We start from the raw sequence: 24,199 nt of genomic DNA, 5'->3' as shown, positions 1-24,199 counted from the left end.
CTAATGTTTTAAGTCATCAGGGATAGGTAAGTCTTTGCTGAGTGACGTAGGGCGACGTCCTCGGCCTTTATTGAAGCGCTTTAACTGAAATACATAGGCCAACACTTGTGCCACTGCGGTGAATAGCTGATCTGGAATTTGCTGTCCTATTTCAGTGGTGTGGTATAACGAGCGCGTCAGCGCAGGCGATTCAACAATGGGTACTTCATTACCAATCGCGACTTTTCGAATCTGCATGGCAATTTCATCCACCCCTTTTGCAACAACCATTGGCGCACCTGCTTTTTCCGTATCATATTTAAGCGCAACAGAATAATGTGTTGGGTTAGTGACCACCACATCCGCGTCGGGTACATCTTGCATCATGCGTCGCTGCGACATTTCTCGCTGCGTGCGCCTAATTCTAGCTTTTATCTGTGGATCACCTTCAGAATTCTTATATTCATCTTTCACCTCCTGCAGTGTCATTTTTAATTGTTTGTGGTGGTTGTAGCTTTGGTATGGGGCATCGATCGCTGAGATAACCACTAAGGTGCAGCTTAAGCCTAAAAACATCCACGCTAAAATCTCCAACGCGTGGATCACACTGCTCGGCATAACTTCTATGCTCAGGTGAAGAATTTCATAAAAGAAAGCGCTGATCAGGAAAATCGCGCTGCCAGCCACCAACACAAATTTGAGTATTGACTTTACAAGCTCGACAGCGGCTTGTGGCCCTAACATTCGTTTAAGACCCTTCATGGGTGACATCTTACTCGCTTTTGGTGCTGCGGCCTGCCAACTGAAATTAAACCCTCCCAGCAAGGTATTACCCACCACTCCCGCAATAACAATGATTAAAACAAACATCGCCATTGGAAAAAAAAGTTCAGAAAAAACACTTTCCCATACTGCAAACATTTTGGTGGTATCGTAGCTTTCGTTGCGATTTAGGTTCAGTGCGCGGCCCATGATGTTATACAAACCTTTACCTATCGCTGGCCCATACAACAATAAAGCAATGGCTGAAAAGATCAGCACAAAAGTTGTTCCCAACTCTTTAGAGCGAGCAACCTGCCCTTTTTTTCGAGCCTCACTAATTTTCTTCTCGGTGGGCTCTTCCGTGCGTTCTTGACCAGAATCTTCTGCCATATGCTAAACCGTACAACCTATTAAGTTACACATCAGTTCTGTCATTTTTAGCCATTGAAATTCAAACTGCACAACAAAATTACCCAGGGTGGCCCAAATAATGGTTAAACCTGCTACGAGTGTGAATGCAAAGCCCACAGAGAAGATATTCATTTGTGGTGCCGCACGTGTCATTATGCCAAATGATATATTAATCACTAACATTGCAGTAAGAGGAGCCAGCGAAAGCGCCAGCGCGGTCGTAAACATCCACCCCCCCCAATTAACAATCTGCCAGTAGTTATCTACCAGCCACCACTGACCGTTAATGGGAAAAGTTTCAAAGCTAAAAATGATCATATTCATCATCATCAAATGACCATTAAAAACAAAGAATAGCAAAGTTGCCAAGATAAGATAAAACTGCCCCACTGCAGGTACACTCAAGCCATTCGCAGGGTCAACAACTGAAGCGAATCCCAGACCCGTTTGCATTGCCAGAATTTGTCCAGCAATGATAAACGTATTGAGTAGCAACAGTGACGCAAAACCAATGGCAATGCCGATGATCATCTGTTGGATTACCACTAGTAACATTGAAAAAGAGAACAGCTGAACAAATTCAGCCTTTGGAAGTGCAGGCATAACCGCAAAAGTTACGACAACAGACAAGGCCAATTTAATTCTTGTGGGTACTGTTTGCGCTCCCAAGCCGGCCATAACCATGACCATTGAGCTGATCCGCACCAGAGGCAGTAACAAGTCACTTAGCCACTGCATGACAATTGCAATTGGAAATTCCATCACTAACCTGCTATTTCAGGGATCCGCATCACAAGACTCGTGAAGAAGTCCATGAGTTCTTGGGTAAACCAGTGACCTCCAACTATCAATGCAAGAATAGTAACTATCAAACGGGGCAAGAAACTCAAAGTTTGTTCGTTGATTGAGGTTGCAGCCTGAAATACAGCAACTACCAAACCAATCATTAATCCGGGAAGTACAATTGCCGCAACCAGTTTTATGACCAAAAACAGTGAGTCGCTGAGTATATCGACAAATACTTCGGGTTCCATATTACACCCCTAGACCAAAACTACGGGCCAACGTACCCATCACTAACCCCCAGCCATCGACCAATACGAATAGCATGATCTTAAATGGTAAAGAAACAATCATGGGTGACAACATCATCATACCCATTGCCATTAATACACTGGCGACCACCAAATCAACGATCAAAAATGGTATAAAAAACATAAAGCCAATAATGAAGGCTGTTTGCAACTCACTGGTCACAAATGCAGGTATGATCACCACAAAGGGAGTGTCTTCTGGCTTATCTAATTTGTCATACCCAGCTATCTTGGCAAACGTCTCCAAATCTTTAATACGCGTTTGAGAGAGCATAAACGCTTTTAGTGGTTCTTTTGCCTGTTCTAATGCTTGCAGTGATGTCAGTTGCTCATTCAAGTAAGGTTGAACAGCTCTGTCATTTATTTGGCTGAATATGGGAGCCATAATAAAAAACGTTAAAAACAAAGACATACCTAATAAAATTTGGTTTGAAGGTGACTGTTGAAGGCCAATTGCTTGCCTTAAAATGGCTAAAACCACAATGATACGTGTGAATGAGGTCATCATTATCACTGCTGCCGGAATGAAACTCAGCGCAGTCATAATGGCAAGCACTTGTAACGTTACTGAGTACTCTTGCGAGCCATCTGGGTTTGTAGTAACACTCAGTGCATCAATGCCTTCAGCGCCAGCGAAAGGTAAAAAACCTAGGCCGATAAGCGCTATTAAAAATTTAATCATAAGAACTATTCTTGTTATTTTGTCTACCTACAAATCGCCCAAGCTCTTTTGCAAATGCTGGCACCTGCGCCTCTTCAAGGGGCTGCTCTAATTGATATAAATAATTTATGCTATGGGGCGTTACCCCCAGCAAATGTTGTTTATTGTCTATTTCTACCACCATCAGGCGTTCTTTAGTACCCAATGGTAGGCTTCGTATCACCTTGAAGTCTTTGTTATTACCCAAGTTAGGATTGAACTTTTTAACTAATAGCCCTAACCCGATAATTAATGCTACAACCAGCATCAATGACAAGCCCATAGACAAAAGCTCTGTACTTAAGCCTGTCATTTCCTGTTTTGCTATAACTGGCATGGCGGCCACAAGCAAAAATATACTGGTAAATATTTTCATCGTAGCTTCTTGATACGCTCGACTTGGCTAATTACGTCAGTTAGACGTATACCAAACTTATCATTTACGACAACAACTTCACCATGCGCTATTAGCGTACCATTAACCAGCACATCTAACGGCTCACCCGCTACTCGGTCAAGCTCAACAACCGAACCCTGGTTGAGCTGTAGTAAGTTACGAATATTAATTTTAGAACGTCCCACTTCCATTGAGATAGTAACAGGGATATCTAAAATTGTATCTAACTTGCGTTTTTCGTCTGGAGATAGGTTGGCATTCGTGTCTTTTAGTTCATCCAGCTCAGCCACCTCAGGCTCGCTGGAGACATTTTCATTTTCTTCTGCCTCGGCGAGTGCTGCCGCCCATTCGTCCATTGTATCTTGATCATCGCTCATACTATCAAAACCTTTATATAATCAATTCTTACCAATCTAAGTCCACACCTTCTGAAAGATGTAAGTCTTCTTCCAACTCCGCAAGCTCAGCATCTGAGTCAAGCTTCTTGCCACCTTTTGTGAACACATGTAGTTCAGATTTAACGGATTCTGGACGTTTAATTTTTTCGCTAATTTGTAATGCGACATTATCTCTTGAACGCCCCATCTTCGCTCTGAATGTGGGCAACTCTTCGATAAATACAGTGATATATTCCGGCATTTCTACAGGAATAACATCACCCGCTTTTAACCCCATAATTTGCTCTAGGGTCAAATCTATCTCAAGTAATTGCGTCGATAGCTCAACTTCCACATCCATAATTTCATCGCGTAAAGCTTTACTCCAACGCAAATCAGTATCTTCAGTATCCGACTGTACACCAGCGTCTAACAGTTCACGGATCGGTTCCAGCATTGAGTAAGGAAGTGAAATATGAAAGTCCCCCCCACCACCATCAAGCTCAATATGGAAAGAGCTGATTACCACAACCTCTGTAGGACTCACGATATTTGCCATCGCTGGGTTAACCTCAGAGTCAAGGTACTCAAACGAAACATCCATCACGGGAGCCCAAGCCTCTTTATAATCTTCGAAGATTATTTTTAACAGCATTTGCACTATTCGGCGTTCGGTAGGCGTAAATTCGCGACCTTCAATTTTTGCATGATAGCGACCATCCCCACCAAAGAAGTTATCTACCAGAATGAACACTAGGCGCGCTTCCATGGTGATCAGGCCAGTTCCCTTTAACGGTCTAAAGCGCACCATATTTAAGCTAGTTGGAACAAATAAGGTATGAATATACTCACCAAACTTTAGCATTTGTACGCCATTAATTGATACTTCGGCTGTGCGACGCATCATATTGAACAGGCTAATGCGCATATGGCGAGCAAAGCGTTCGTTAACAATTTCAAGGGTCGGCATACGACCACGAACAATGCGGTCCTGTGATGAAAAGTCATACTGTAACGCCGTTGACTCCCCGTCATCACCTTCGCTTATTTCTTCCTCTTCGACATCATCAACACCATGAAGTAGCGCATCAATTTCGTCTTGGGATAATAAATCACTCACTTAAGACCTCACTGCATTACAAAGCCGGTGAATAGTACACGTTCAATGACTTTACTGCCCTCAACCCCTTCCATTGCTTCTTGTACTTTGTCCACTGCTGACAAACGTAATGATTCTTTCCCTGCACTTGTACTTAGTTCATCCGCTGTCGTTGTCGAAAAGACGCTCAACAACGTGCCTTCTATCAAAGGAATATGCTTCTTAGCAATTTCTTCGTTGATATCTCCACGCACCAGTAACTGCACTTTAATTTGCACAATGCGGTCTCTACTTGCCCCTGGCACGTTAAATACAAATGGCCTTGGCATAGCGACATAAAGCGCGCTACCTGTTTTTGCCGACGATGAACTGGCTGTCACTTGCTGGGCTGTTTCTTCTTCTGCCAACGTCTCAACTGGCGCATCTTCCGAAGAGGTCAGAAACCAAATACCAGCTGCAACCAATACCACTACTGCAACGGCCGCAATGATGATAATCTTTTTCTTATTGCCACCCGCTTCTTCTATTTCTAAGTCGGTATCTTCTGCCATTGTTAATCCTTATAAAAGCCAATTAGCTCACGGTCTATTTCTATATAATAGCAGTAGTTAGGCGTAATAATCTATTGAAGAACCATCGTTTAGAGCACCGTTTGCACGTGATGTCATGTTTTCATCCTGCTCGGATTGTTCTGCTGACGTTGAATGTGCTTGGCCCTGCTCATTTGAACCCAACATTTGTTCCTGCTGCCCTTCACCGCCTTGCTCAATATTACTTTGCCCCAACTCAATGCCTTGTTCAGCTAACATTTCTCTGAGTTTTGGCATAGATTGCTCAAGCAAGTCTTTCGCTTGCTGATTTTGTACCACAAAGTTTACCTGTGCTTGCTCTGCATCAGTACGTATTCTGATCTGCATACTACCAAGCTCACGTGGGTCAAGTCTGATTTCAGCTTCTTGATTGTTAAGATTCAGCATCATTGACACTTTTTCTTGCAAAATTTTTGCAGCATCATTACGAGCAATATTTACCGCTTGTAGCATTTGCGCATCAACTTGTACTTTGTGAGAGGTAGCGTTGAGCTGTTGCGTTTGTGTGCTCTGAGGCGCAGCATCCAACTGTTCAAAATACTGGGCTAGTTCGCTAAATTGCGAAGATAGCGGGTTGGTCTGAGCAGGTGTTACAATCGCTTTAAAGAGCTGTTCAACCTGAGGGGTTGGCATCACTTGAGCCAACTGTACCGCGCTCAATGCTTCTCGCTTAATGTCAGAATTAAAATTTCCTCCATCAACTGAGTTCATGGCCTTGAGCGACTCTTTCATGTCTTGCTTTATCATATCTTTATCGACTTTGGTACTGTTGTAAGAGTAACTTTGCTTATTTGCCATGGCAGCACTCGCAGCAACCGTAACTTCGCTACGAACTGCTTGTTTCGTCACCGCCATCAGGCCTTCGTCAAGCTCTTTTAATTGCTGTAACGCTTGTTCAACTAGCGGGGATGCTTTGCCTTGATTACTAAGTTGCTGTAGCCCCTGCTGTAGGGCGCTTCTTTCTTTAGGTGACAATAGTGCTAATTGCTGCTCTAGTGTTGCTTTAAGCTCTGCTGGAACTTGAATTTCTCGACCGCTACCGTCTTGAGTAACTTTGGCACCGATTTGCTTAGCTATATCACTGACCTCTTGCGCTAATTCACTTTTCTTAAGGTTTGGAGTGTTTTGTTTGTGCTCAGCCAAGCTAGTGTGTTCTTGCACCGTTGTTGGCATTATTTTAGTCGTAGTACTTTGCTCTTTTAGCTGTGCAGTGACTTGCTCTACATCATCGGTCGCCTCTATGTGCTCTTGTAACAACGGTTTTTCTGGTTTCACAGCAGGCTCACTGACTTTTTCTTGCCCATCAGTTAAGCTCTGTTTTTGTGATGCTAATTCACCAGTTGGGTTTTGCTTCGCTTTTGATTCTGCCAGCTCAGAAAGAGTGCTTCCTTTACCTTCAGTGGATTGAGAGCTGCCTTGATGCTCAGCACTTTTCTCACCTTCGGACATTACTCGAAACCCAGGGGGAATAACAATTTTATCAACAGGTTCTTCAGCTAACTGAGGTTTAACGTCAGGTTTGCTGATTTGTAGCCCTGACTTCAACGCATCATTCGTTGTTTTTGCAGTCAACTGTGCTTGCGCGTCGGGCTTCTCAGCCTGATATTGAGTCACAGCTGTTTTTTGCTGATTGGCAGCATTTATTTGAGCAAGGAGATCATCAGCTGAACGCTGGTTTTTCTGGTTATTTGCTTGCTCAGAGTCAGCAAGCACATTCACTGCTCTATCAGTTTCCGATGATTCAGATACCACCTCTCCATCATGCTCGCCATCGTCAGTTTGATCTGTATCTAATTCATTTTCTGATAGGGGCTTAGCTCCCGTTTTATGCTCGGTCTCTACCTGCTGCTCATCATGCGTAATGGCTGAGCTGTCTGTCTCTTTACTGGTGTCAGAATTGCCACCGTGTTGCCTGGTATCGGCATCGCGCAACTGTGTGAAAGTTGCCAAAAAGCTCAGCTCTTCACTCGCGCTATCTTCTTGAGTATTCGTATATTCCGCAGCACCAGCATCCACGCTAGTTTTAACTGAGTTATTAATAGTTACATTAAGCATATTTTTACCTGCCAAAGCGGCAATTAACAGCCGCGGATACATCACTATAAGTTTAAAAGCAAAACTCAGGCCACTTTTATTTTTGTGAGGACATCGCGCTCAGTTGGGCAGCTTTGCCATCACTAAGACTCACTATTTCTAGCTTAGGCCCTACGGCGCATAAATTGATTGGTAGCAAATTCATCCAACATTTTCTGCTCTGCTTTGTCACGCTGTTTTTGCAGCTGTAGTTGCTTTTTCTCAATGAGTTTTTCGATTGCTTTCGCCTTAACTTGCTGCGCCAACCACAGTTTTTTTCGCTGTTCTACAACTTGCTTGGCTGTATTAACTGTTTTGGCCTGCTGCTGCATTGCATCTTCTATTTTTTTTATAAAAGCTTGATATTGAATGAGACCACTGCTGGTTAAGCCTTGTTTAGCTTTGAGGTGGAGCTGTTGACTGTATTCGAGACGAAAATCATTCAAACCAGCAAGCTTTTGCTGGTTATCGTTTAGGTGATGTTGAGCCTGCATATAGTTTACACGCAAAGACTCTTCTTTTTCGGACTCAAGCTTGTACAGTAAGTTAAGTTTATCTGCTGCCATTATTCTTGTCCCAATAACTTCGCAAGTTCTTGTAAGCACTGATCATAATTGAGTACTTCTTTCATACCTTGCTGTAAAAATGCATTCACTGTGGGCATCATATTGATGGCTTGATCGAGCATAGGATCACTGCCTTTTTGATACGCCCCAAGTGTGATCATATCCTTGTTCTGTTGATACATCGCATACACTTGCTTAAGCACTCGTGCCTGTTGCAAATGGCTATCGGAAACCACTTGCGGCATAACACGACTAATAGACTTTTCTATGTCAATCGCAGGGTAATGACCACTATCGGCTAAGTCCCGAGATAACACAATGTGCCCATCCAAGATAGCCCGCGCTGAGTCCGCTATCGGATCCTGCATATCATCACCTTCACTTAATACCGTGAAAAATGCGGTTATAGAACCTTGACCTTCACCGCCGTTACCCGCTCTTTCAACCAAAGCCGGTAGTTTTGCAAACACTGATGGTGGATAACCTTTCGTCGCGGGCGGTTCACCTACCGCTAACGCTATCTCACGCTGAGCCATGGCATAACGAGTAACAGAGTCTAAAAGTAACAATACGTTGAGCCCTTGATCGCGAAAATACTCCGCAATAGTGACCGCACTTTCACACCCTTTCAAACGCATTAGTGGCGAAGCATCGGCTGGTGCTGCTACAACAACTGCACGTTTACGTCCCTCAACACCCAATATTTCATCAATAAACTCTTTAACTTCCCGTCCACGCTCACCCACCAAACCAACAACAATGACATCGGCTTCGCTTCCACGAGTCATCATACCTAGCAAAACAGATTTACCCACACCACTTCCTGCAAACAAACCCATACGTTGACCTTGCCCAACAGTTATGATGGAGTTTATGGCTCGTACTCCCACGTCCATAGGCTGACTAATCGGCCGCCTTGCAAGCGGGTTTATCGAGTTTTGCGCAAATTTCAAAGTATGTTCAGCGTTGATGGGTCCCAATCCATCTAATGGCCTGCCTAGACCATCCACCACACGTCCAAGTAAGCTCATCCCCACGGGCAATCCGGTTTCTTTTAGTTGAGGTATTACGCGCGCACCAGGAAGTACACCTGAAATATGATCGTTAGGCATTAAATAAAGTGTATCATCGTTAAAGCCAACCACTTCAGCATCCACAAGGCCTCGGGTTGTTTCTATTTTGCAGTGGCTACCCACAGGCGCACTGAGCCCTTTTGCCTCGAGTGTTAACCCGACAACTCTGGTTAAACTACCTGCAACGGGCACAGCAAATTGATGTATATGTTTTTTATATTGTGATAAACGTTCAGCTAAAGGACTTTCAACACTCATGAGGTAGCCAAAAATTACGACTGGATACCACTACCATGCAAAAAATCGTCCAAGATTTCTTTGATTCTTGTTTTCAGCGTCATATCGATTGAAGATTGAGAAGTTTTAACCTCTACATCACCACGATGTAATGTAGGCTCAGGTAATAGATGCCAATGCTGTTGTGCAAGCTGTTCCTCACCATATGCCTCTTTTACCAGCTCTAAGTCATCTGGATGCAGATGAATTTTAACCGTTTGCTCCGAAATAGGTAACGCATCCATAGCCTTCTTCAAAGCCAGCAGTACGATGTTGGGATCCAGCTCTACTTCCCGGAAAATGACCGCTTGCGCCAATAAATTGGCAAGCTCTACAAGTTGCTTTTCGCAACGCTCATCAACCAGTCGCAACGGTTCATGTAGTTCATTGACAATAAGGGTTAAAGTTTGTAACTTTTCTTCTATAAGCGGTTTTGCATCATCATGTCCTTGCTGTTTACCAATCTCCACACCTTCTTTGTAACCCGCTTCTTTCCCCTCGGTTACACCTTTGTCAAAGCCATCAATATAACCTTGCTCATGGCCTTGTTTGATACCTTCATCGTAAGCGTCTTGACGAATTTGTTCTAATTCTTCCAAGGTCAATGTCGGAAACTCTGGCTCATCAGTGTCCGGCTCATCAGCGCTTTTATCTGGCTTTTGATAAACCTGCTCCAACGGTTTGCCAAAAGCAGTTGAGCGCCCCGAATACTTGCGAGGATCTTCTGTTACATCAGGGATTGGCCAATTTTTAAGAAGTTCATCTAGTGCTTCTCCTTCGACTGGCCGACCCTTATAAAACTTGGTGTTACTCATAAATTATAAGAACTCCTCACCACCGCCACCACCGAGCATGATTTCACCGGAATCAGCAAGACGACGAGCCGTTGATAGAATTTCTTTTTGAGCCGCTTCAACTTCACTGATCCGAACAGGTGGCATGGCTTCTAGATCATCTGCCAGCATTTCCGCAGCACGTTTTGACATGTTGCTGAGGATTTTCTCTTTCAGAGCATCATCTGTACCTTTTATTGCCTTCATCAGTACATCTTGTTGAACTTCACGCAAGATAGTTTGAATACCCCTATCATCAACATCCAATAAGTTTTCAAATACAAACATGAGGTCTTGAATTTGTTGAGACATCTCTTCATCATGTTCACGAATAGAGTCCATAAGTTGACCTTCAATATTCGTATCTAAGTAGTTCATAATGTCTGCTGCTGCTTTCAAGCCACCCATCTTGGCAGCTTGTGCACCCGCTTGGCCTGCAAACTGTTTCTCCATGATTTCATTAAGCTCTTGCAGCGCTGCTGGCTGAACTTCTTCTAAGTTTGCAATACGCATGGTCAAATCTAAACGCACTTTTTCTGGGAATTGAGACAATATCTCCGCCGACTGTTCTGGTTCTAAATAAGACAACACAATCGTCTGGATCTGAGGGTGCTCGTTACGAATAATGTTGGCAACCTGTTTTGAGTCCATCCACTTAAGTGAATCCAAGCCCTTCGCGCCCGACCCCATGACAATCTGATCAATAAGGCTGGCAGCTTTGTCTTCACCAAGCGCTGCGGTGAGTGCCTTTTTAATAAAGTCTTCTGATTGAAAACCTATTGTACTGAAGCTCTGGATTTGCTCTATAAATAGATTGTGTACTGCGCTTATCTTGGCTTGTGATAAATCATCTAATGCTGCCATCGCCATACCAACGCGCTGTACCTGCTTTGGTTCAAGATGTTTTAAGATTTGCGCAGCATCTTCTTCAGATAAACTTAGTAACAAGATGGCGGCTTTGTCGACGCCATCAAGTTTATTTACATCATACGCAGCGGGTAGTTGTTTTTGTTCATCAGTCATCTTCTGTTAACCACGCTTTCACTACTTGAGAGGATAATTCTGGTTCATTGGCAACTAAGGCACGTACGGCTTTTAGTAGGTCCTCATCACCATGTAAGTCTGGCAATTGTAAAGTACCATCCGAAGAGAAGCCAACAGCTGATGAATCAAACTCATGATTTAACATATCTAATGTGCTGTCTCCTAAGTCTACGCCCGATGTAAGTGAATCTTCATCAAATTCTTCTAGCGTGTCATCTGGGTAAATCAAGCGTTTAAGCATCGGTCTGACAACTGCTAAAATAAGTACAATAATGACCAAAGCACCCAATGCTAAGCGAGCCATCTTCATAAACCACTCTTGTTCCCAAAGTGGTACTTCAGCAACTTCACTTAAATCTTCACGTACGAATGGAACAGTAACAACCTCTAAGGCATCGCCACGTTGCATATCAAATCCAACACCACCTTGTAATAAACGGCGAATGTTTGTTAACTCTTCTTGCGTGCGTGGTTGCAGTGTTACGTTGCCCTCTGCATCTGGCTTTGGTAGATAATCTACGGCTACCGAAACACTGATACGACGGATCACACCAGTTTGCTGACGCTTATGGCTAATTGTAGTGTCTAATTCGTAGTTTCGCGTTGCTTCTTTTTGCATTCTGCTTGGGTTGGTACCATTCGCAGCGCTGCCATTACCCGCTACTTCTGGAATATTTGAATCAAGTGGTGGCTGATTGGTCAACGCACCTGGAATCCCGGCAGTAATGCCACCGATATTATTTTCTTCAAATGTTGTTTCACTGCGCACTGCAGGTAAATCTGGGTTAAATCGCTTCTGTGTTTCCTCAACCGCACTAAAGTCCATGGTTAAGTCAACTTGCGCGGTATACTTACCTAGGCCAACAACAGGGATCATAATACTGTCAATTTTCTCTAAGTATTCCTGCTCTCTTTTACGCTCTATCTCATACTCTTTTCGAGAGCGAGCGGCCAGTGAATCCTGTGAGCCAGAGTTTAATAGACGACCATTTTGATCTGTCACGGTTACACGCGCAGGCTCAAGACCTTGTACTGCAGATGCTATGATATCTACAATAGAATCAACTTCTTCACCGTCTAGTGTTCTACCACGTTTTAAAGTGACAACCACCGTTGCTGAAGGCTTTTTCTCACGTCGAGCAAATACATTTTCTTTAGGAATTGCGAGTAATACTTTCGCACGGCTCACGTCTTGCAGTTCTTCAATGGTGCGTGCTAACTGTTGCTCACGGCTATGCTTTAGCCGTTCACGTTCAAGTCTCTGACTGACGCCAAAACCCATGTCCTGCATAAGTATGTCAGTGCCAGAGCTGGGACTTTGTGAAAAGCCATCGCGTGCCATCTGTAACTTGATATTCTGATAGTCACCTTCTGCAACCATGATGGTGTTGCCGTCAAGCTCATAGTCAATTTTCTGAGCATCTAGAAAATCAAGCGTCTGTACCAACTCTTCTGTTGGGTACTGACCCAATGGTCGCATATCTGGCTGGCGGGCCCAAATGATGATGAATACTGCAATTGCCAAGCATATTGCCAGCGCTATTACTAAAGTAACTTGGCGCAGCATATCAACGCCACTTAGCGCACTCAGATAGCCTGACTTTTGCTCTTGCTGCTCTTCAGCTTCGGTGCCAGTCGCGCCGTCTGATAAAGCTAGTTCTGTTGATTGATTCGTTGCCACAGTTACTCTCCACTACCTAGGTTTAAACAGGCATGCTCATAATTTCTTTATAAGACTCAACAAGCTTATTACGAACTTGCACGGTAGCCTCAAACGCCACAGATGATTTTTGCGATGCAATCATAACTTCGGCTAAAGAGACACTGCGATCACCCATTTCTAACGCTGTTACTTTGGATTTTGCCTCTTTTTGCAAACCATTAACAGTGTTAATCGCATCCGATAGTAACTCACCAAACTGCGCCGATGACGTCGCAGAAGATTGTACGGGCAAACTCTCTTGTGGTTTATTACGTGTAGCCTCTAAAGCTAGAGACTGCATTTCCTGATATAAGGCATTGGGTTGAATGTTCATAGTGCTCACCCTTTTTATTAAAGATATTAGGTATTAAGCACAAAGCATGCCAACAAAAAACACATTAAAATCATAATCTTAATGTGTTTTTTGCGGCTGTCATGTTTTTGACAAAGCAAAACCAGTGACTACTGGCTTTGCTTTAAAGGCTGGACTTATGCAGGTACGGATATCCCCATATCTCGCATTTTTGCAAGCTTGTAACGTAAAGTTCTTGGGCTCATACCCAGCACTTCAGCCACATCCTTGCGCTTACCTTGGTAACGAGACAGAGTGTCCAAAATAATTTGGTGTTCTTTGTCCTGCAATTCAGACTTGTAGCTCGTAGCATCACTATTATCCATAGCTGGTGCTTGCTCAGAGACCTCACCGTCTTGATTCGTAGTTGCTAAATTCAGCATAGGTGATGCTGTGGCCATTACAGGCTGATAGCTTTCTATGAAAATATCATCCGCGGTCACTGTCTCACCTTGCTGTAAAATCAATGCGCGCTGCACCACGTTATCCAGTTCACGTACATTACCTGGCCAACTATGCGACAGCAGCTTCTCTTTTGCCTCACTCGTCAGGCTCGGCACAGGTTTACTGGCTTTCATACAATGCCTGGTAATGAGGTGCTCCGCTAAAACCACAATATCACCAGGGCGTTCACACAGAGGCAACCACATAAGAGGGAACACATTGAGACGGTAGTACAAATCTTCTCTAAACTTGCCCGCAGCTACAGCTTCTTTCAGATCTCTATTGCTGGTTGCAAGGACTCTGACATCAAGCTCAATAGTCTTGCGTCCACCTAAGCGCTCAACTTCACGCTCTTGCAACACACGCAGTAGCTTAGCTTGTAACCCAAGATCCATTTCAGTGATCTCATCAAGCAAAATTGTACCTTTTTGGGCCTGTTCAAACTTTCCAGGACAAGCTTGGATCGCACCTGTAAAAGCACCTTTTTCATATCCAAACAGCGTCGCTTCGAGCATATTCTCAGGGATCGCCGCGCAATTTATAGCCACAAATGTTTCATGCGCTCGCTCAGATTTATCATGAATGTAGCGAGCTAGTACTTCTTTACCTGAGCCACTTGGGCCTAATACCATAACGCTAGCATCGGATTTAGCTACCTTGTTTGCAAGCTCCAATAACTGAATGCTTTTAGGATCCTTTACAACAGGACCATCCGTTTCTTTGTCCTTTGGCGGCATATATCGGCTTACCATATTGAGCAATACTTCTGGCGCAAAGGGTTTTGCCATGTAGTCAATGGCACCCAATCTCATTGCTTCTACAGCATCATCGATGGTCGCATAGGCAGTCATCATTAATACCGGCAAGTCTGGATAATTCAACTTGATAGTTTTAAGTAAATCAATGCCACTCATTGCTCCCATCTGCACGTCGCTTACTACCAATGAGAAAGATTGTTGCTTCAAAAGCACTACTGCCTGCTCAGCACTGGACGCTTCAATACAACTGAAGCCTGATAACTGTAAGGTATCGATCAGTGCTTCGCGTAGACCTGCATCGTCTTCCACTACTAAAATTGAATGACTCATACAACCTCCAATTGTTCGGTATCAAATGAAATGGGGAGCAGCAAACTAAAACACGCACCACCGCTTTCCATATTTTTAACTTCTACCTGCCCTTTGTGGGAGTGTGCGACTGAGCTGACTACTGCTAAACCAAGACCTGTGCCCTGACTTTTGGTCGTAAAAAATGGTTCGAAGACTTTATCTGCCACTTGTGGATCAACACCTGGACCATTATCAATGACCGAAATTCTGACTTTATCGTGCTCTCTTTGCACATTAACTTTAACCTCTGCGCCCGTGCCAATAATTTGAATACTATTATGTATTAAGTTTTGCACAGCACTGGCAAGGGCAGTTTTGTTGCCTATCACTGCAATATCTGGTTCTGGCAGCGCTACATCTAACGAGCTGTTATTCGTCGCAACCATCGCATCAGATCCAGCTTTAACTTCGTTCAGCAACTGCTGCATTGATACTTTTTCTACAACTTGTTGATCACCACTTTTGGCAAACAAGAGCATATCGTTCACTTGTGATTCCAAATCTTTGAGTCGAGACATAAGCTTCTCGTGAAAACGCGCACGGGATGTATCTGGTAAACTACGACTACCTAGATTGGCCGCATACAACATAGCCGCTGACAGAGGTGTACGTACTTGGTGTGCCAATGAAGCAACCATTTTGCCAAGCGCACTTAAACGCTGCATATGTGCAACACGGGATTGCAAACGACGTGTCTCTGTTAGATCCGTCATTAAAATCAGCTGCCCAGGCTCCGGTGCTAATGCCGTGATATCTAGCTTGATCAGTCGACCATCTTTGAGTGATATCTCATGCCCATCATCTTGCTGGGGGCTAAAAGAGCGCTGTATGATGTTAAACCATTTCTCACCTTCAAGCGGCTCGCCCAACATATCAATGGCAATTTGATTCGCTTTGGCTATCATGCCTTGACCATCCAACACCACCACACCCGCAGGCATCGTATCAACTAGGTGACTAAGCCAACTCGCTTGCTGGCGAAGTTCACTTAGCTCACCGACATACGCTTCTTGTAGCAAACCTGGACTAAATTGTGCAGGCGTCACAAATTGTGGATTTAAAACATGTGCCAAAGCCATAACATCACTCTCTCATAAAGACTCTACACATGAATAAGCAGGATTTGGGCCAACATTAATTTCTTTTATAATCATAACGTTATAAATGTTTTTCTGATAACACTTTTTTGACACTGTATTTTTATACAGCAATATGTACAATCAATTAATCGATCTGTATAAGGAAAGTAAAATGTGCACTAGATGCTTGTGGCTAGACCAAAGTAAAGAAGATTATATTCGATACCATGATGATGAGTGGGGAATACCAGTACTTGATGATCAAACCCTATTCGAATTTATAACGCTAGAGTCGGCACAAGCTGGCCTCAGTTGGTATACCATATTAAAAAAAAGAAATGCATACACAGAAGCATTCTATGAATTTAATGTGCAACGTGTTGCTCAGATGAATCATGGAGATGTCGCGCGGCTGTTGAATGAATCATCCATTGTTCGCAATGAGAAGAAAATTATAGCGACCATCAATAACGCCCGAGCATTCATTGACATTCAAAATGAATTTGGCAGCTTTGCGAAGTACCAGTGGCAGTTTGTCGACTACTTCCCAATAGTAAACCACATTGCCAGTAGAGCAGACTATCAGTCTCACAGTGAGATAAGTGTTGCATTCGCAAAGGATTTGAAACGTAGAGGGTTTAAGTTTTTAGGGCCAACCACTGTTTACGCGCACATGCAGGCATGTGGCATGGTGAACGATCATGATAATGCCTGTTTCAGAAAGGAGCAAATCATCACAGGCTACGAACATACAGATTTTGAAGCATTAAAAAGCTAATCACGATTAAGGTTATATTTTTTCATTTTTTCAACCAATGTGGTACGACGCACACCTAACACTTCTGCTGCGCGTGCCACAACATAGTCGTACCGCTCTAGCGCTTGCGTAATCAAACTCACCTCTAAATCGGCTAGATACTCTTTAAGCTCGATACCTTCATCAGGCAACAGCCCAAGATGTGCCGCGTTGTTCATCGCGCCCACATCATCATCGGCGTCATCATCGAAGTCACTAAAACCATCACTAAAGAGCTCGTTGAAAGCATCTTTTTCCAGTAGCTCCTCTGGATATTCTGGCTCATATGCTTCCACGTCAATATATCGATATTTATTGGGTAAGTCCGTAACATCAACAACTTTGTCTGGAAACATGATTACCATCCGTTCGACTAAGTTGGCGAGTTCTCGAATATTACCTGGCCAATCATGGGCCTTTAAACTTTCAATAGCACGCTCAGTAAACTTGGCTGTGGTACCGCTTTGTTCATTAACGCGACGCATTAACTCTTTAAGCAACAAAGGAATATCATCAGCACGTTCATGTAAAGACGGGTTTTCAATAGGGAAAACATTTAGCCGATAGTATAAATCTTCTCGAAACTTACCAGATTCAATCATTTGTTCTAGGTTTCGGTGCGTCGCGGCGATAATTCTAACATCTGCCTGAATTGCCTTGGTCCCACCCACTCGCTCATAGCTGCGCTCTTGCAATACTCGTAATAATTTCACTTGCATTTGCAAAGGCATATCGCCTATTTCGTCTAGGAATAACGTTCCGCCCTGTGCCAACTCAAAGCGCCCTTTACGCGCCGAAATCGCCCCCGTAAAAGCACCTTTTTCATGGCCAAATAGTTCACTCTCTAGCAATTCACCGGGGATCGCCCCACAGTTTACCGGTACAAACGGTCCATGGTTACGTCGAGATAGCAAATGTACGTTACGGGCTACAACTTCTTTACCTGTTCCTGACTCGCCGAGAATTAAAACATTAGCATCCGTCTTGGCAACTTGAGATATTAAAAACCTGACTTGTTTTACCGCTTCGGTTTCGCCCACCAGACCATCGAACGACTTACCGCTATTTTTATCTGATTGTCCTGGAAGCATTCTTTGGTACTGCTGACAGTCGTGTAACAGTTGCATTGTGACATCATGACCGAATGGCTCAGAAATCAAACCTACAACATTAGCTAGGCTCAACAGCGGCTTGAGTGTTTCTCCAATCAACAAAAACGGAGAGGCGGGTTGCGATTTAACTACTTGCTCGTGATCAAGTTCTGAAAGTGCACCAAGCACGATGATAGACTCTTTTGAAAAGGAACTTTGCAAATCCAAATCGGACTCTTCAATGACTCTTGCGCCCTGACCAACAAAAGTCAACGCACTATAAAGACTATTAGCTCGGTTATTATTGTTATCTAAGATCAAAACCATCTTACGAGTCCAACTACTTATGGCAAGAATATACTATGATTGTAAGGTAGTTAGGAAGGGATGCAATACCTTGGTGGCAAGTTTTTGACACTTTCGCCAAAAAAACGCCACCAAGTCTGACCAGAATCAATACTTTTGCATTAATTCTCTATAAAAGACCAAGTACCGCAGATGCAGACTGGTTGGCCTGCCCTCTTAGTGCGATTGATGCTTGCGATAAAATATCGTTTGCCGTTTGTTCAGAAACAGCTCTTGCGTAGTCGGTATCTTGAATACGACTTTGGCTCGCTGCAATATTTTCTCTTTGATTATCTGCGTTACGAATTGTGCTTGAAACAGTGTTCTCGAAAGCCCCCAATTGGGTTCTTTGCGTATTTAAATCCTGAGAAACTGTATCCGCCACATCAATTGCTGCTTGAGCGCCCGCTTCAGTTGATATATCCACACTGAGGATAGCGCTTGCAAAGCTACCATCTGTTTGAGTCAACTCTTTGGTTGTCAAAGCATCAGGCCCGATTTGAAATGTTGCAGACTCACCGTTGAACAGCTGCGCTCCACCAAAAGTGGTGTTCTCGAATGTCTCGGTGATTTGTGTTTGCAGCTGCGATACTTCCTCTTGTAGCGCCTGCCTATCGTTATCGGTCAATGCACCGCTTCCCGCTTGGATGGATAGTTCTCGTATCCTAGAAACGGCGTCGTTTACACCAGATAACGCTGAATCAGCGGTTTGTGCATAGGAGATACCATCGTAAGCATTGCGAATTGACTGGCCATAGCCATTTTGCTGTGAGGTCAATCTATCTATGATCTGCAAGGCTGCCGCATCGTCCGCAGCAGAATTAACCCGCTTACCAGTTGCAAGCTGTTGGTTAAGTTTATTGCTCGTATTTTCGATTCTATTAAAAATACTACTACTTTGTGATTGGATTTTCATACCGCCCCCTATCAAGTGGTACTACTATGACCATACTCCTTTTTGTTCAATATGTCATCTATAGCCACATAAACTGCATTCTGTCACTCCATAAATACTGCAAAGTTGAGAAAACTGATATAAAGTATTGACTAGTATTCGATTTATAGATTTCCACAAAAGTACCTAAATTTAACCTGTTGTGGATATTGTAAAGATTTAATTGCACCACAAGGTGGATCAGCATGTTCGATAATAAAACTATTTTAATAACGGGTGGCACGGGTTCTTTTGGAAAAAAGTACACTAAAACGCTATTAGAAAGATACAAGCCCAAAAAGATCATCATCTTCTCTCGTGACGAACTCAAACAATTTGAAATGCATCAAGTATTTAATCAATCTTGTATGCGCTATTTTATCGGAGATGTCCGCGATAAGGAGCGGCTACGTAGAGCCATGCAGGGTGTGGACTACGTGATCCATGCAGCAGCATTAAAACAAGTGCCCGCCGCTGAATACAATCCGATGGAATGTATCAAAACAAATATCAATGGTGCAGAAAACGTTATTGATGCTGCGTTAGATAATAATGTAGAGAAAGTGATCGCACTATCAACAGATAAAGCCGCTAATCCCATCAACTTATACGGTGCGACCAAGTTAGCATCGGATAAATTATTTGTGGCTGCCAACAATATTGCCGGTGGACATAAAACGATGTTCTCTGTGGTTCGTTATGGCAATGTGGTGTGCTCTAGAGGCTCTGTAGTTCCAGTATTTCAAAAGTTCATTGATGAAAACGCAGGGCACATCCCAATCACGCACGAAGATATGACTCGGTTCTGGATTAGCCTGCAAGAAGGTGTAGATTTTGTTCTCAAGAATTTTGAACGCATGCTCGGCGGCGAAATTTTCGTCCCCAAAATCCCTTCTATTAAAATTACTGATTTAGCCAGTGCAATGGCACCAAATTTGCCACAGAAAATCATCGGTATTCGACCAGGTGAAAAGCTGCATGAAGTCATGTGTCCTCAGGATTTGAGCTTCGATACGTACGAATTTCCAGATCACTTTGTGATTGCACCTGGGATCAAATTTAGCAGCAGAAACAACCGCTTTGACACCAATGCGTTAGGTGACCAAGGACAGCGTGTTAAACCTGGTTTTGAATACAACTCACTGACCAATCCGCATTATCTAACTGTAGAAGAAATTAAAGCATTCAACGCAAAGGCACTACCATGATCCCATACGGGAAGCAGAATATCAGCCAGCAGGATATCGATGCTGTTGTTGATGTACTAAAATCTGACTGGCTGACTCAAGGTCCTAAAGTCCCTTTATTTGAGTCAGCTGTCGCACAGTACTGCAAAAGTAATTATGCCGTTGCGACTAACAGCGCCACATCTGCGTTACACGTTGCATGTATGGCTCTCAATGTATCAGAGGGAGACATCGTTTGGACGTCACCTAACTCGTTCGTCGCCTCAGCAAACTGTGCGAAATATTGTGGTGCCAGTGTAGATTTTGTCGATATAGAACTAGATACTGGGAATATGTGCGTTGCAGCACTTAAACGTAAGCTTGCTGAAGCTGCTCAACAACAGTGTCTTCCTAGTGTTTTAATCCCTGTACATTTTGCAGGCCAATCGTGTGACATGAAAGCGATTGCTCAATTAGCCAAGCAATACAATTTTAAGGTCATTGAAGATGCTTCCCATGCAGTTGGTGGCAAATATAACGATAAACCCGTTGGGAACTGCGAATACTCCGACATCTGCATTTTCAGCTTTCACCCAGTAAAAATTATCACTTCTGCAGAAGGCGGAATGGCAATAACGAATGATGAGAAGTTGGCAGCTACAATGCGCCAGTTGCGCAGTCATGGCGTTACCTCCGATGAAAGCCTTTTCACTCAAACCAGTCATGGTCCTTGGTATTATGAGCAACAGGCGCTTGGTTATAATTACCGCATGACAGATATACATGCTGCTTTAGGCTATAGCCAGCTCAACTCCCTTGGCGAGTTTGTGCGCCAACGGAATGTTTTAGCGCAGCGGTATGATAAGTTACTAAGCGCCAGCAAAAAGGTTATACCATTAGAGGTGCATAACAGTTGCTACAGCGCATACCACCTGTACGTGGTAAAGGTGTTAGACTGTAACCCCACAAAGCACCGTAATGTGGTTAATAAGCTCAGAGCATTAGGTATCTATGCGCACGTGCATTATATACCAATTTACCTGCAACCCTATTACCAACAGCAGGGGTTTAAACCGGGTTACTGTCCTAATGCGGAGCAATATTATCACAGTGCAATCACATTGCCTTTGTTTCCTAAACTGAGTGAAGAACAACAACAAGATATCGTCGATAATTTGCTTGCTCTAATTAACGACTAAGTCAATTTAACAACTGCGGATGGAAAGTTCTATGAGTAATCAACCTCTAAATTTGGCATTTATTGGTGGTGGCGTAAATTCCGCTGTCGGCTATGTGCATTTTTCAGCAGCCCATTTAGACAACAAATTTCAGGTTGTGGCAGGTGCGTTTAGTCGCGACCCTAGCAATAACTCATTGACTGCTGCACAGTGGGGTATCACGACTAATAGAACCTATAATGATTGGCGTGAAATGATAGACATCGAATATAAGAATATTGATGCTGTCGTCGTGCTTACGCCTACCCCACATCATTTAGAGGCATTGCAATACCTTTTGCAAAAGAATGTACCCGTCATATGCGAAAAAGCGCTGGTATGCGGCACTGAAGAGGCAACGAAGTTATTACAGTTATATGATCCTCAACAACACTTTTTAGCCGTTACCTACAACTATAGTGGTTACGCTATGGTGAGAGAGCTGAAAAACATCATAAAGCAAGGCAAGTTGGGAACACTGCAAAAAATACATTTGGAAATGCCACAGGAGGGATTTAAAAGGCCCCCAGATATAGCAGGTAAACCAAGTTTACCTCAAGCTTGGCGTCTTCAAGATTATTCAGTACCAACTATTTGTTTGGACTTAGGCGTGCACTTGCACCACCTTTCGAGTTATCTGCTTGAATGCGAACCAACCGAAACGTGCGCCCAGTTCGCCAATCATTCAGAGTACACCAACCTGATCGATGACGTAACTATGCTACTCAAATATCCAAACAATGTAACAGGTAGCATGTGGATGTCAAAAACAGCAATCGGCCATCGCAACGGGCTGGAGGTGAGAATCTATGGCACTCACGGTAGTGCTCGCTGGTATCAACTTAATCCCGATGAGTTGGAGCTTCAATTTAATGACGGTAGAAGGGAAATTCTAGACCGCGCAGGCCAATGCCAATATGCCAACCAGTTTAGGTATAACCGTATGAAGCCTGGTCACCCAACAGGCTTTGTTGAAGCATTTGCCAATTTATACACCGATATCCACCAAGCGCTCAGCAACTTTAAGGCAGGGCGCCCTATTACCAATGAATACGTATTTGGGTTAGAGCAAGCCAAACAGGGGCTTGATCTTTTTAGCGCGGCTAAACGCGCGAGTCAAAGCAAAACGTGGGAACGCGTTGGGTGATTAAATTAATCACCCCATTTTCACGATTTATACAGTTCTTTCACTTTGTTGCGTAATACTTTTCCCATAGGGTTTCTAAGTAGCTCTGCTACCTCTAGAAACTCTCTCGGTTGCTGATAATCAGTTAACTCTTTTAAACATAGCTTACGTAGCTCCATCGAAAGGTCTTGCTCCCCTCGACGTTCATACACAACCTTTACATACTCTCCTAATTGAGGATGCTGACAGCCAAACGCTACACAATCTATGATCATTGGGTGTGATTTCACAACCGCTTCAATATCTTGTGGGAAAACATTAATACCGCCGCTGGAAATGACTTCTTTTTTCCGTCCCACATAATACAGATATCCGTGCTCATCTAAATACCCTAAATCACCCGTTCTAAAAAAGTCGCTGCTATCATAAGCGTTTGCGGTAGCCTCTGGCATTTTGAAATACTCATTGAACGCAGTGGTTGTTTTACAGCAGATCTCACCAATCTCATTGTTAGGCTGTGTATGACCGCGCTTATCAGTTATTTTTACCTCAACAAAAGGCAGTGCTTTGCCAACACTACCGCTCAACTGAGGGTGTTTTGAAACACAAAAATCTGTTACCACGCCAACCTCTGACGCCCCATAACATTCGTGAAAATCACAGTCCAAACGCGCCATTAACGCTTTTTTGCTGGCATTGTTTAATACCGCGGATGAAGAGACTAAACACCTTATTGAACTGATGTCTTCTGTAACACTGTCCTGGACAAGAAAGCTTTCGAGCTGGGCCGATACAGCAAATAAAAAGCTCACTGCGTGTTGTTCAATCGCCTTTAACCAATGTGGAAGTGAGAATTTAGGCATAATCACTGTCGTTGCGCCTAGCATCAAAGGCATCAACACACCCCGTTGCGCCAATGAGTGATACAAAGGGGTCGCGACTAAAACAACATCTTCTTTATTCAAGCAATAGTAATCTATAGTAGCTGCAAACGCGCGCTCGATTTTACAGCGCTGACTTAATACGATGGGTTTCGGCTGGCCTGTGGAGCCTGATGTCATCGTTAAAATATAAGGCGCTGAAATGTCAACATCTGGCGCGTCACATGACTCATGAGTTGATGTCAAGATAGCCTGCCACGTTTGCTCCCCATCAACAGCGTCACCTATCGTGATAACACTTTCTCTTTCCACCAGCCTCTGTTGTAGAAGTACTTTGCTGATGGTTGGCCAAGCAATTGCCGCCGCGACAGGCATCACTTTAAGCGCTGTGATCAGTGCATCACCTTTTAAACTAATGGGCAATGGCACGATAGCTAATCCTAATTTTGCCGCCGCTAACATTACCGTGGGATATTCCAAACCATTTGGTGCAAATAACGCGACTCGGTGGCCTTGCCTTAAACCTAATGAGGTAAAATAGCTGCTTAATGCTCCAACCTGCTTATCGAGCTGTTGATAGCTCAGGCTATTATCATTGAAGATAACAGCCACCTTGTTTGGATTGGTTTTCACATGTTCTTGAAATAGTTGATATATACTGTTCAAAGTGAATTACTCTTGAC

The 24,199-nt window shown here is 43.6% G+C and carries 24 protein-coding genes; 4 read left to right on the top strand and 20 right to left on the bottom strand.

All coding sequences use genetic code 11. The features are described from left to right. The 17 genes from flhB to L1070_RS04155 all read right to left on the bottom strand — a co-directional run bounded on the left by flhB (window position 1) and on the right by L1070_RS04155 (window position 15,960). On the bottom strand, window positions 1–1,131 hold the full coding sequence (gene flhB / locus L1070_RS04235; protein WP_070984540.1) for a flagellar biosynthesis protein FlhB: 1,131 nt from the start codon (window positions 1,129–1,131) through the stop codon (window positions 1–3). A 3-nt stretch (window positions 1,132–1,134) separates the two neighbouring features. Further along, window positions 1,135–1,914 (bottom strand): flagellar biosynthetic protein FliR, encoded by a 780-nt coding sequence (fliR, locus tag L1070_RS04230; RefSeq protein ID WP_070984538.1) that lies wholly within the window; start codon window positions 1,912–1,914, stop codon window positions 1,135–1,137. Window positions 1,915–1,916: 2 nt separating this feature from the next. Continuing rightward, window positions 1,917–2,186, bottom strand: coding sequence for a flagellar biosynthesis protein FliQ (gene fliQ / locus L1070_RS04225; RefSeq protein WP_070984537.1), 270 nt, complete (start codon window positions 2,184–2,186; stop codon window positions 1,917–1,919). Between the two features lies 1 nt (window position 2,187). Further along, a complete protein-coding gene (gene fliP / locus L1070_RS04220; protein WP_070984535.1) occupies window positions 2,188–2,928 on the bottom strand; it encodes a flagellar type III secretion system pore protein FliP in 741 nt (246 codons plus the stop codon). Further along, window positions 2,921–3,283 carry a flagellar biosynthetic protein FliO gene (fliO, locus tag L1070_RS04215; RefSeq protein WP_070985574.1) on the bottom strand — a complete coding sequence of 121 codons (363 nt, stop codon included), beginning with the start codon at window positions 3,281–3,283 and terminating at the stop codon, window positions 2,921–2,923. The genes fliP and fliO overlap by 8 nt, the downstream gene beginning before the upstream one ends. 35 nt (window positions 3,284–3,318) lie before the next feature. Then, window positions 3,319–3,720 carry a flagellar motor switch protein FliN gene (gene fliN / locus L1070_RS04210; protein WP_070984533.1) on the bottom strand — a complete coding sequence of 134 codons (402 nt, stop codon included), beginning with the start codon at window positions 3,718–3,720 and terminating at the stop codon, window positions 3,319–3,321. 28 nt (window positions 3,721–3,748) lie between these two features. Continuing rightward, entirely contained in the window at window positions 3,749–4,840 is a 1,092-nt protein-coding gene (fliM, locus tag L1070_RS04205; protein ID WP_070984530.1) for a flagellar motor switch protein FliM, read from the bottom strand. 8 nt (window positions 4,841–4,848) lie between these two features. After that, window positions 4,849–5,370: a flagellar basal body-associated protein FliL gene (gene fliL, locus L1070_RS04200; protein ID WP_070984524.1), complete on the bottom strand. Its 522-nt coding sequence runs from the start codon at window positions 5,368–5,370 to the stop codon at window positions 4,849–4,851. A 57-nt stretch (window positions 5,371–5,427) separates the two neighbouring features. Continuing rightward, window positions 5,428–7,464 carry a flagellar hook-length control protein FliK gene (locus L1070_RS04195; protein ID WP_237124602.1) on the bottom strand — a complete coding sequence of 679 codons (2,037 nt, stop codon included), beginning with the start codon at window positions 7,462–7,464 and terminating at the stop codon, window positions 5,428–5,430. A 143-nt stretch (window positions 7,465–7,607) separates the two neighbouring features. After that, the gene (gene fliJ / locus L1070_RS04190; RefSeq protein ID WP_070984519.1) at window positions 7,608–8,048 is read right to left on the bottom strand and encodes a flagellar export protein FliJ; all 441 of its coding nucleotides are present in this window, start codon (window positions 8,046–8,048) and stop codon (window positions 7,608–7,610) included. Next, window positions 8,048–9,379: a flagellar protein export ATPase FliI gene (gene fliI / locus L1070_RS04185; RefSeq protein WP_237124601.1), complete on the bottom strand. Its 1,332-nt coding sequence runs from the start codon at window positions 9,377–9,379 to the stop codon at window positions 8,048–8,050. The genes fliJ and fliI overlap by 1 nt, the downstream gene beginning before the upstream one ends. 14 nt (window positions 9,380–9,393) lie before the next feature. Continuing rightward, window positions 9,394–10,212, bottom strand: coding sequence for a flagellar assembly protein FliH (fliH, locus tag L1070_RS04180; protein ID WP_237124600.1), 819 nt, complete (start codon window positions 10,210–10,212; stop codon window positions 9,394–9,396). Between the two features lie 3 nt (window positions 10,213–10,215). Next, window positions 10,216–11,253 (bottom strand): flagellar motor switch protein FliG, encoded by a 1,038-nt coding sequence (gene fliG, locus L1070_RS04175; protein ID WP_070984512.1) that lies wholly within the window; start codon window positions 11,251–11,253, stop codon window positions 10,216–10,218. Beyond that, window positions 11,246–12,955, bottom strand: a complete 1,710-nt coding sequence (gene fliF, locus L1070_RS04170; RefSeq protein ID WP_237124599.1) for a flagellar basal-body MS-ring/collar protein FliF — start codon at window positions 12,953–12,955, stop codon at window positions 11,246–11,248. The genes fliG and fliF overlap by 8 nt, the downstream gene beginning before the upstream one ends. 22 nt (window positions 12,956–12,977) lie before the next feature. Further along, window positions 12,978–13,310 (bottom strand): flagellar hook-basal body complex protein FliE, encoded by a 333-nt coding sequence (fliE, locus tag L1070_RS04165; protein WP_070984510.1) that lies wholly within the window; start codon window positions 13,308–13,310, stop codon window positions 12,978–12,980. Between the two features lie 155 nt (window positions 13,311–13,465). Beyond that, window positions 13,466–14,860, bottom strand: a complete 1,395-nt coding sequence (locus tag L1070_RS04160; protein WP_237124598.1) for a sigma-54 dependent transcriptional regulator — start codon at window positions 14,858–14,860, stop codon at window positions 13,466–13,468. Beyond that, window positions 14,857–15,960, bottom strand: coding sequence for an ATP-binding protein (locus tag L1070_RS04155; protein ID WP_070984505.1), 1,104 nt, complete (start codon window positions 15,958–15,960; stop codon window positions 14,857–14,859). Before L1070_RS04155 ends, L1070_RS04160 begins: the two co-directional genes overlap by 4 nt. A gap of 172 nt (window positions 15,961–16,132) precedes the next feature. Here L1070_RS04155 and L1070_RS04150 point away from each other — a divergent pair, with 172 nt between their 5' ends. Further along, a complete protein-coding gene (locus L1070_RS04150; protein ID WP_070984502.1) occupies window positions 16,133–16,738 on the top strand; it encodes a DNA-3-methyladenine glycosylase I in 606 nt (201 codons plus the stop codon). Here L1070_RS04150 and L1070_RS04145 read toward each other — a convergent pair. Both L1070_RS04145 and L1070_RS04140 read right to left on the bottom strand, forming a co-directional pair. After that, complete coding sequence (locus L1070_RS04145) at window positions 16,735–18,174, bottom strand: sigma-54-dependent Fis family transcriptional regulator (RefSeq protein WP_237124597.1); 1,440 nt, start codon at window positions 18,172–18,174, stop codon at window positions 16,735–16,737. The genes L1070_RS04150 and L1070_RS04145 overlap by 4 nt on opposite strands. 148 nt (window positions 18,175–18,322) lie before the next feature. Further along, on the bottom strand, window positions 18,323–19,108 hold the full coding sequence (locus L1070_RS04140; RefSeq protein ID WP_070984498.1) for a flagellin: 786 nt from the start codon (window positions 19,106–19,108) through the stop codon (window positions 18,323–18,325). 224 nt (window positions 19,109–19,332) lie between these two features. Here L1070_RS04140 and pseB point away from each other — a divergent pair, with 224 nt between their 5' ends. The 3 genes from pseB to L1070_RS04125 are packed head-to-tail and all read left to right on the top strand — an operon-like array spanning window position 19,333 to window position 22,656. Next, complete coding sequence (pseB, locus tag L1070_RS04135; RefSeq protein ID WP_070984497.1) at window positions 19,333–20,334, top strand: UDP-N-acetylglucosamine 4,6-dehydratase (inverting); 1,002 nt, start codon at window positions 19,333–19,335, stop codon at window positions 20,332–20,334. Beyond that, a complete protein-coding gene (gene pseC / locus L1070_RS04130; RefSeq protein ID WP_237124596.1) occupies window positions 20,331–21,491 on the top strand; it encodes a UDP-4-amino-4,6-dideoxy-N-acetyl-beta-L-altrosamine transaminase in 1,161 nt (386 codons plus the stop codon). The genes pseB and pseC overlap by 4 nt, the downstream gene beginning before the upstream one ends. A 31-nt stretch (window positions 21,492–21,522) precedes the next feature. Further along, window positions 21,523–22,656, top strand: a complete 1,134-nt coding sequence (locus L1070_RS04125; RefSeq protein ID WP_237124595.1) for a Gfo/Idh/MocA family oxidoreductase — start codon at window positions 21,523–21,525, stop codon at window positions 22,654–22,656. A gap of 20 nt (window positions 22,657–22,676) precedes the next feature. Here L1070_RS04125 and L1070_RS04120 read toward each other — a convergent pair whose 3' ends face one another. Beyond that, window positions 22,677–24,182 (bottom strand): class I adenylate-forming enzyme family protein, encoded by a 1,506-nt coding sequence (locus tag L1070_RS04120; RefSeq protein ID WP_237124594.1) that lies wholly within the window; start codon window positions 24,180–24,182, stop codon window positions 22,677–22,679. Between the last annotated feature and the right edge of the window lie 17 nt (window positions 24,183–24,199).

The organism is Pseudoalteromonas sp. MMG022 (genome assembly GCF_021654245.1).
GTDB classification, from domain to species: Bacteria; Pseudomonadota; Gammaproteobacteria; order Enterobacterales; family Alteromonadaceae; genus Pseudoalteromonas; species Pseudoalteromonas amylolytica.
The sequence above is the reverse complement of the archived record's forward strand: the minus strand, read 5'-3'. Positions and strand labels throughout refer to the sequence as shown.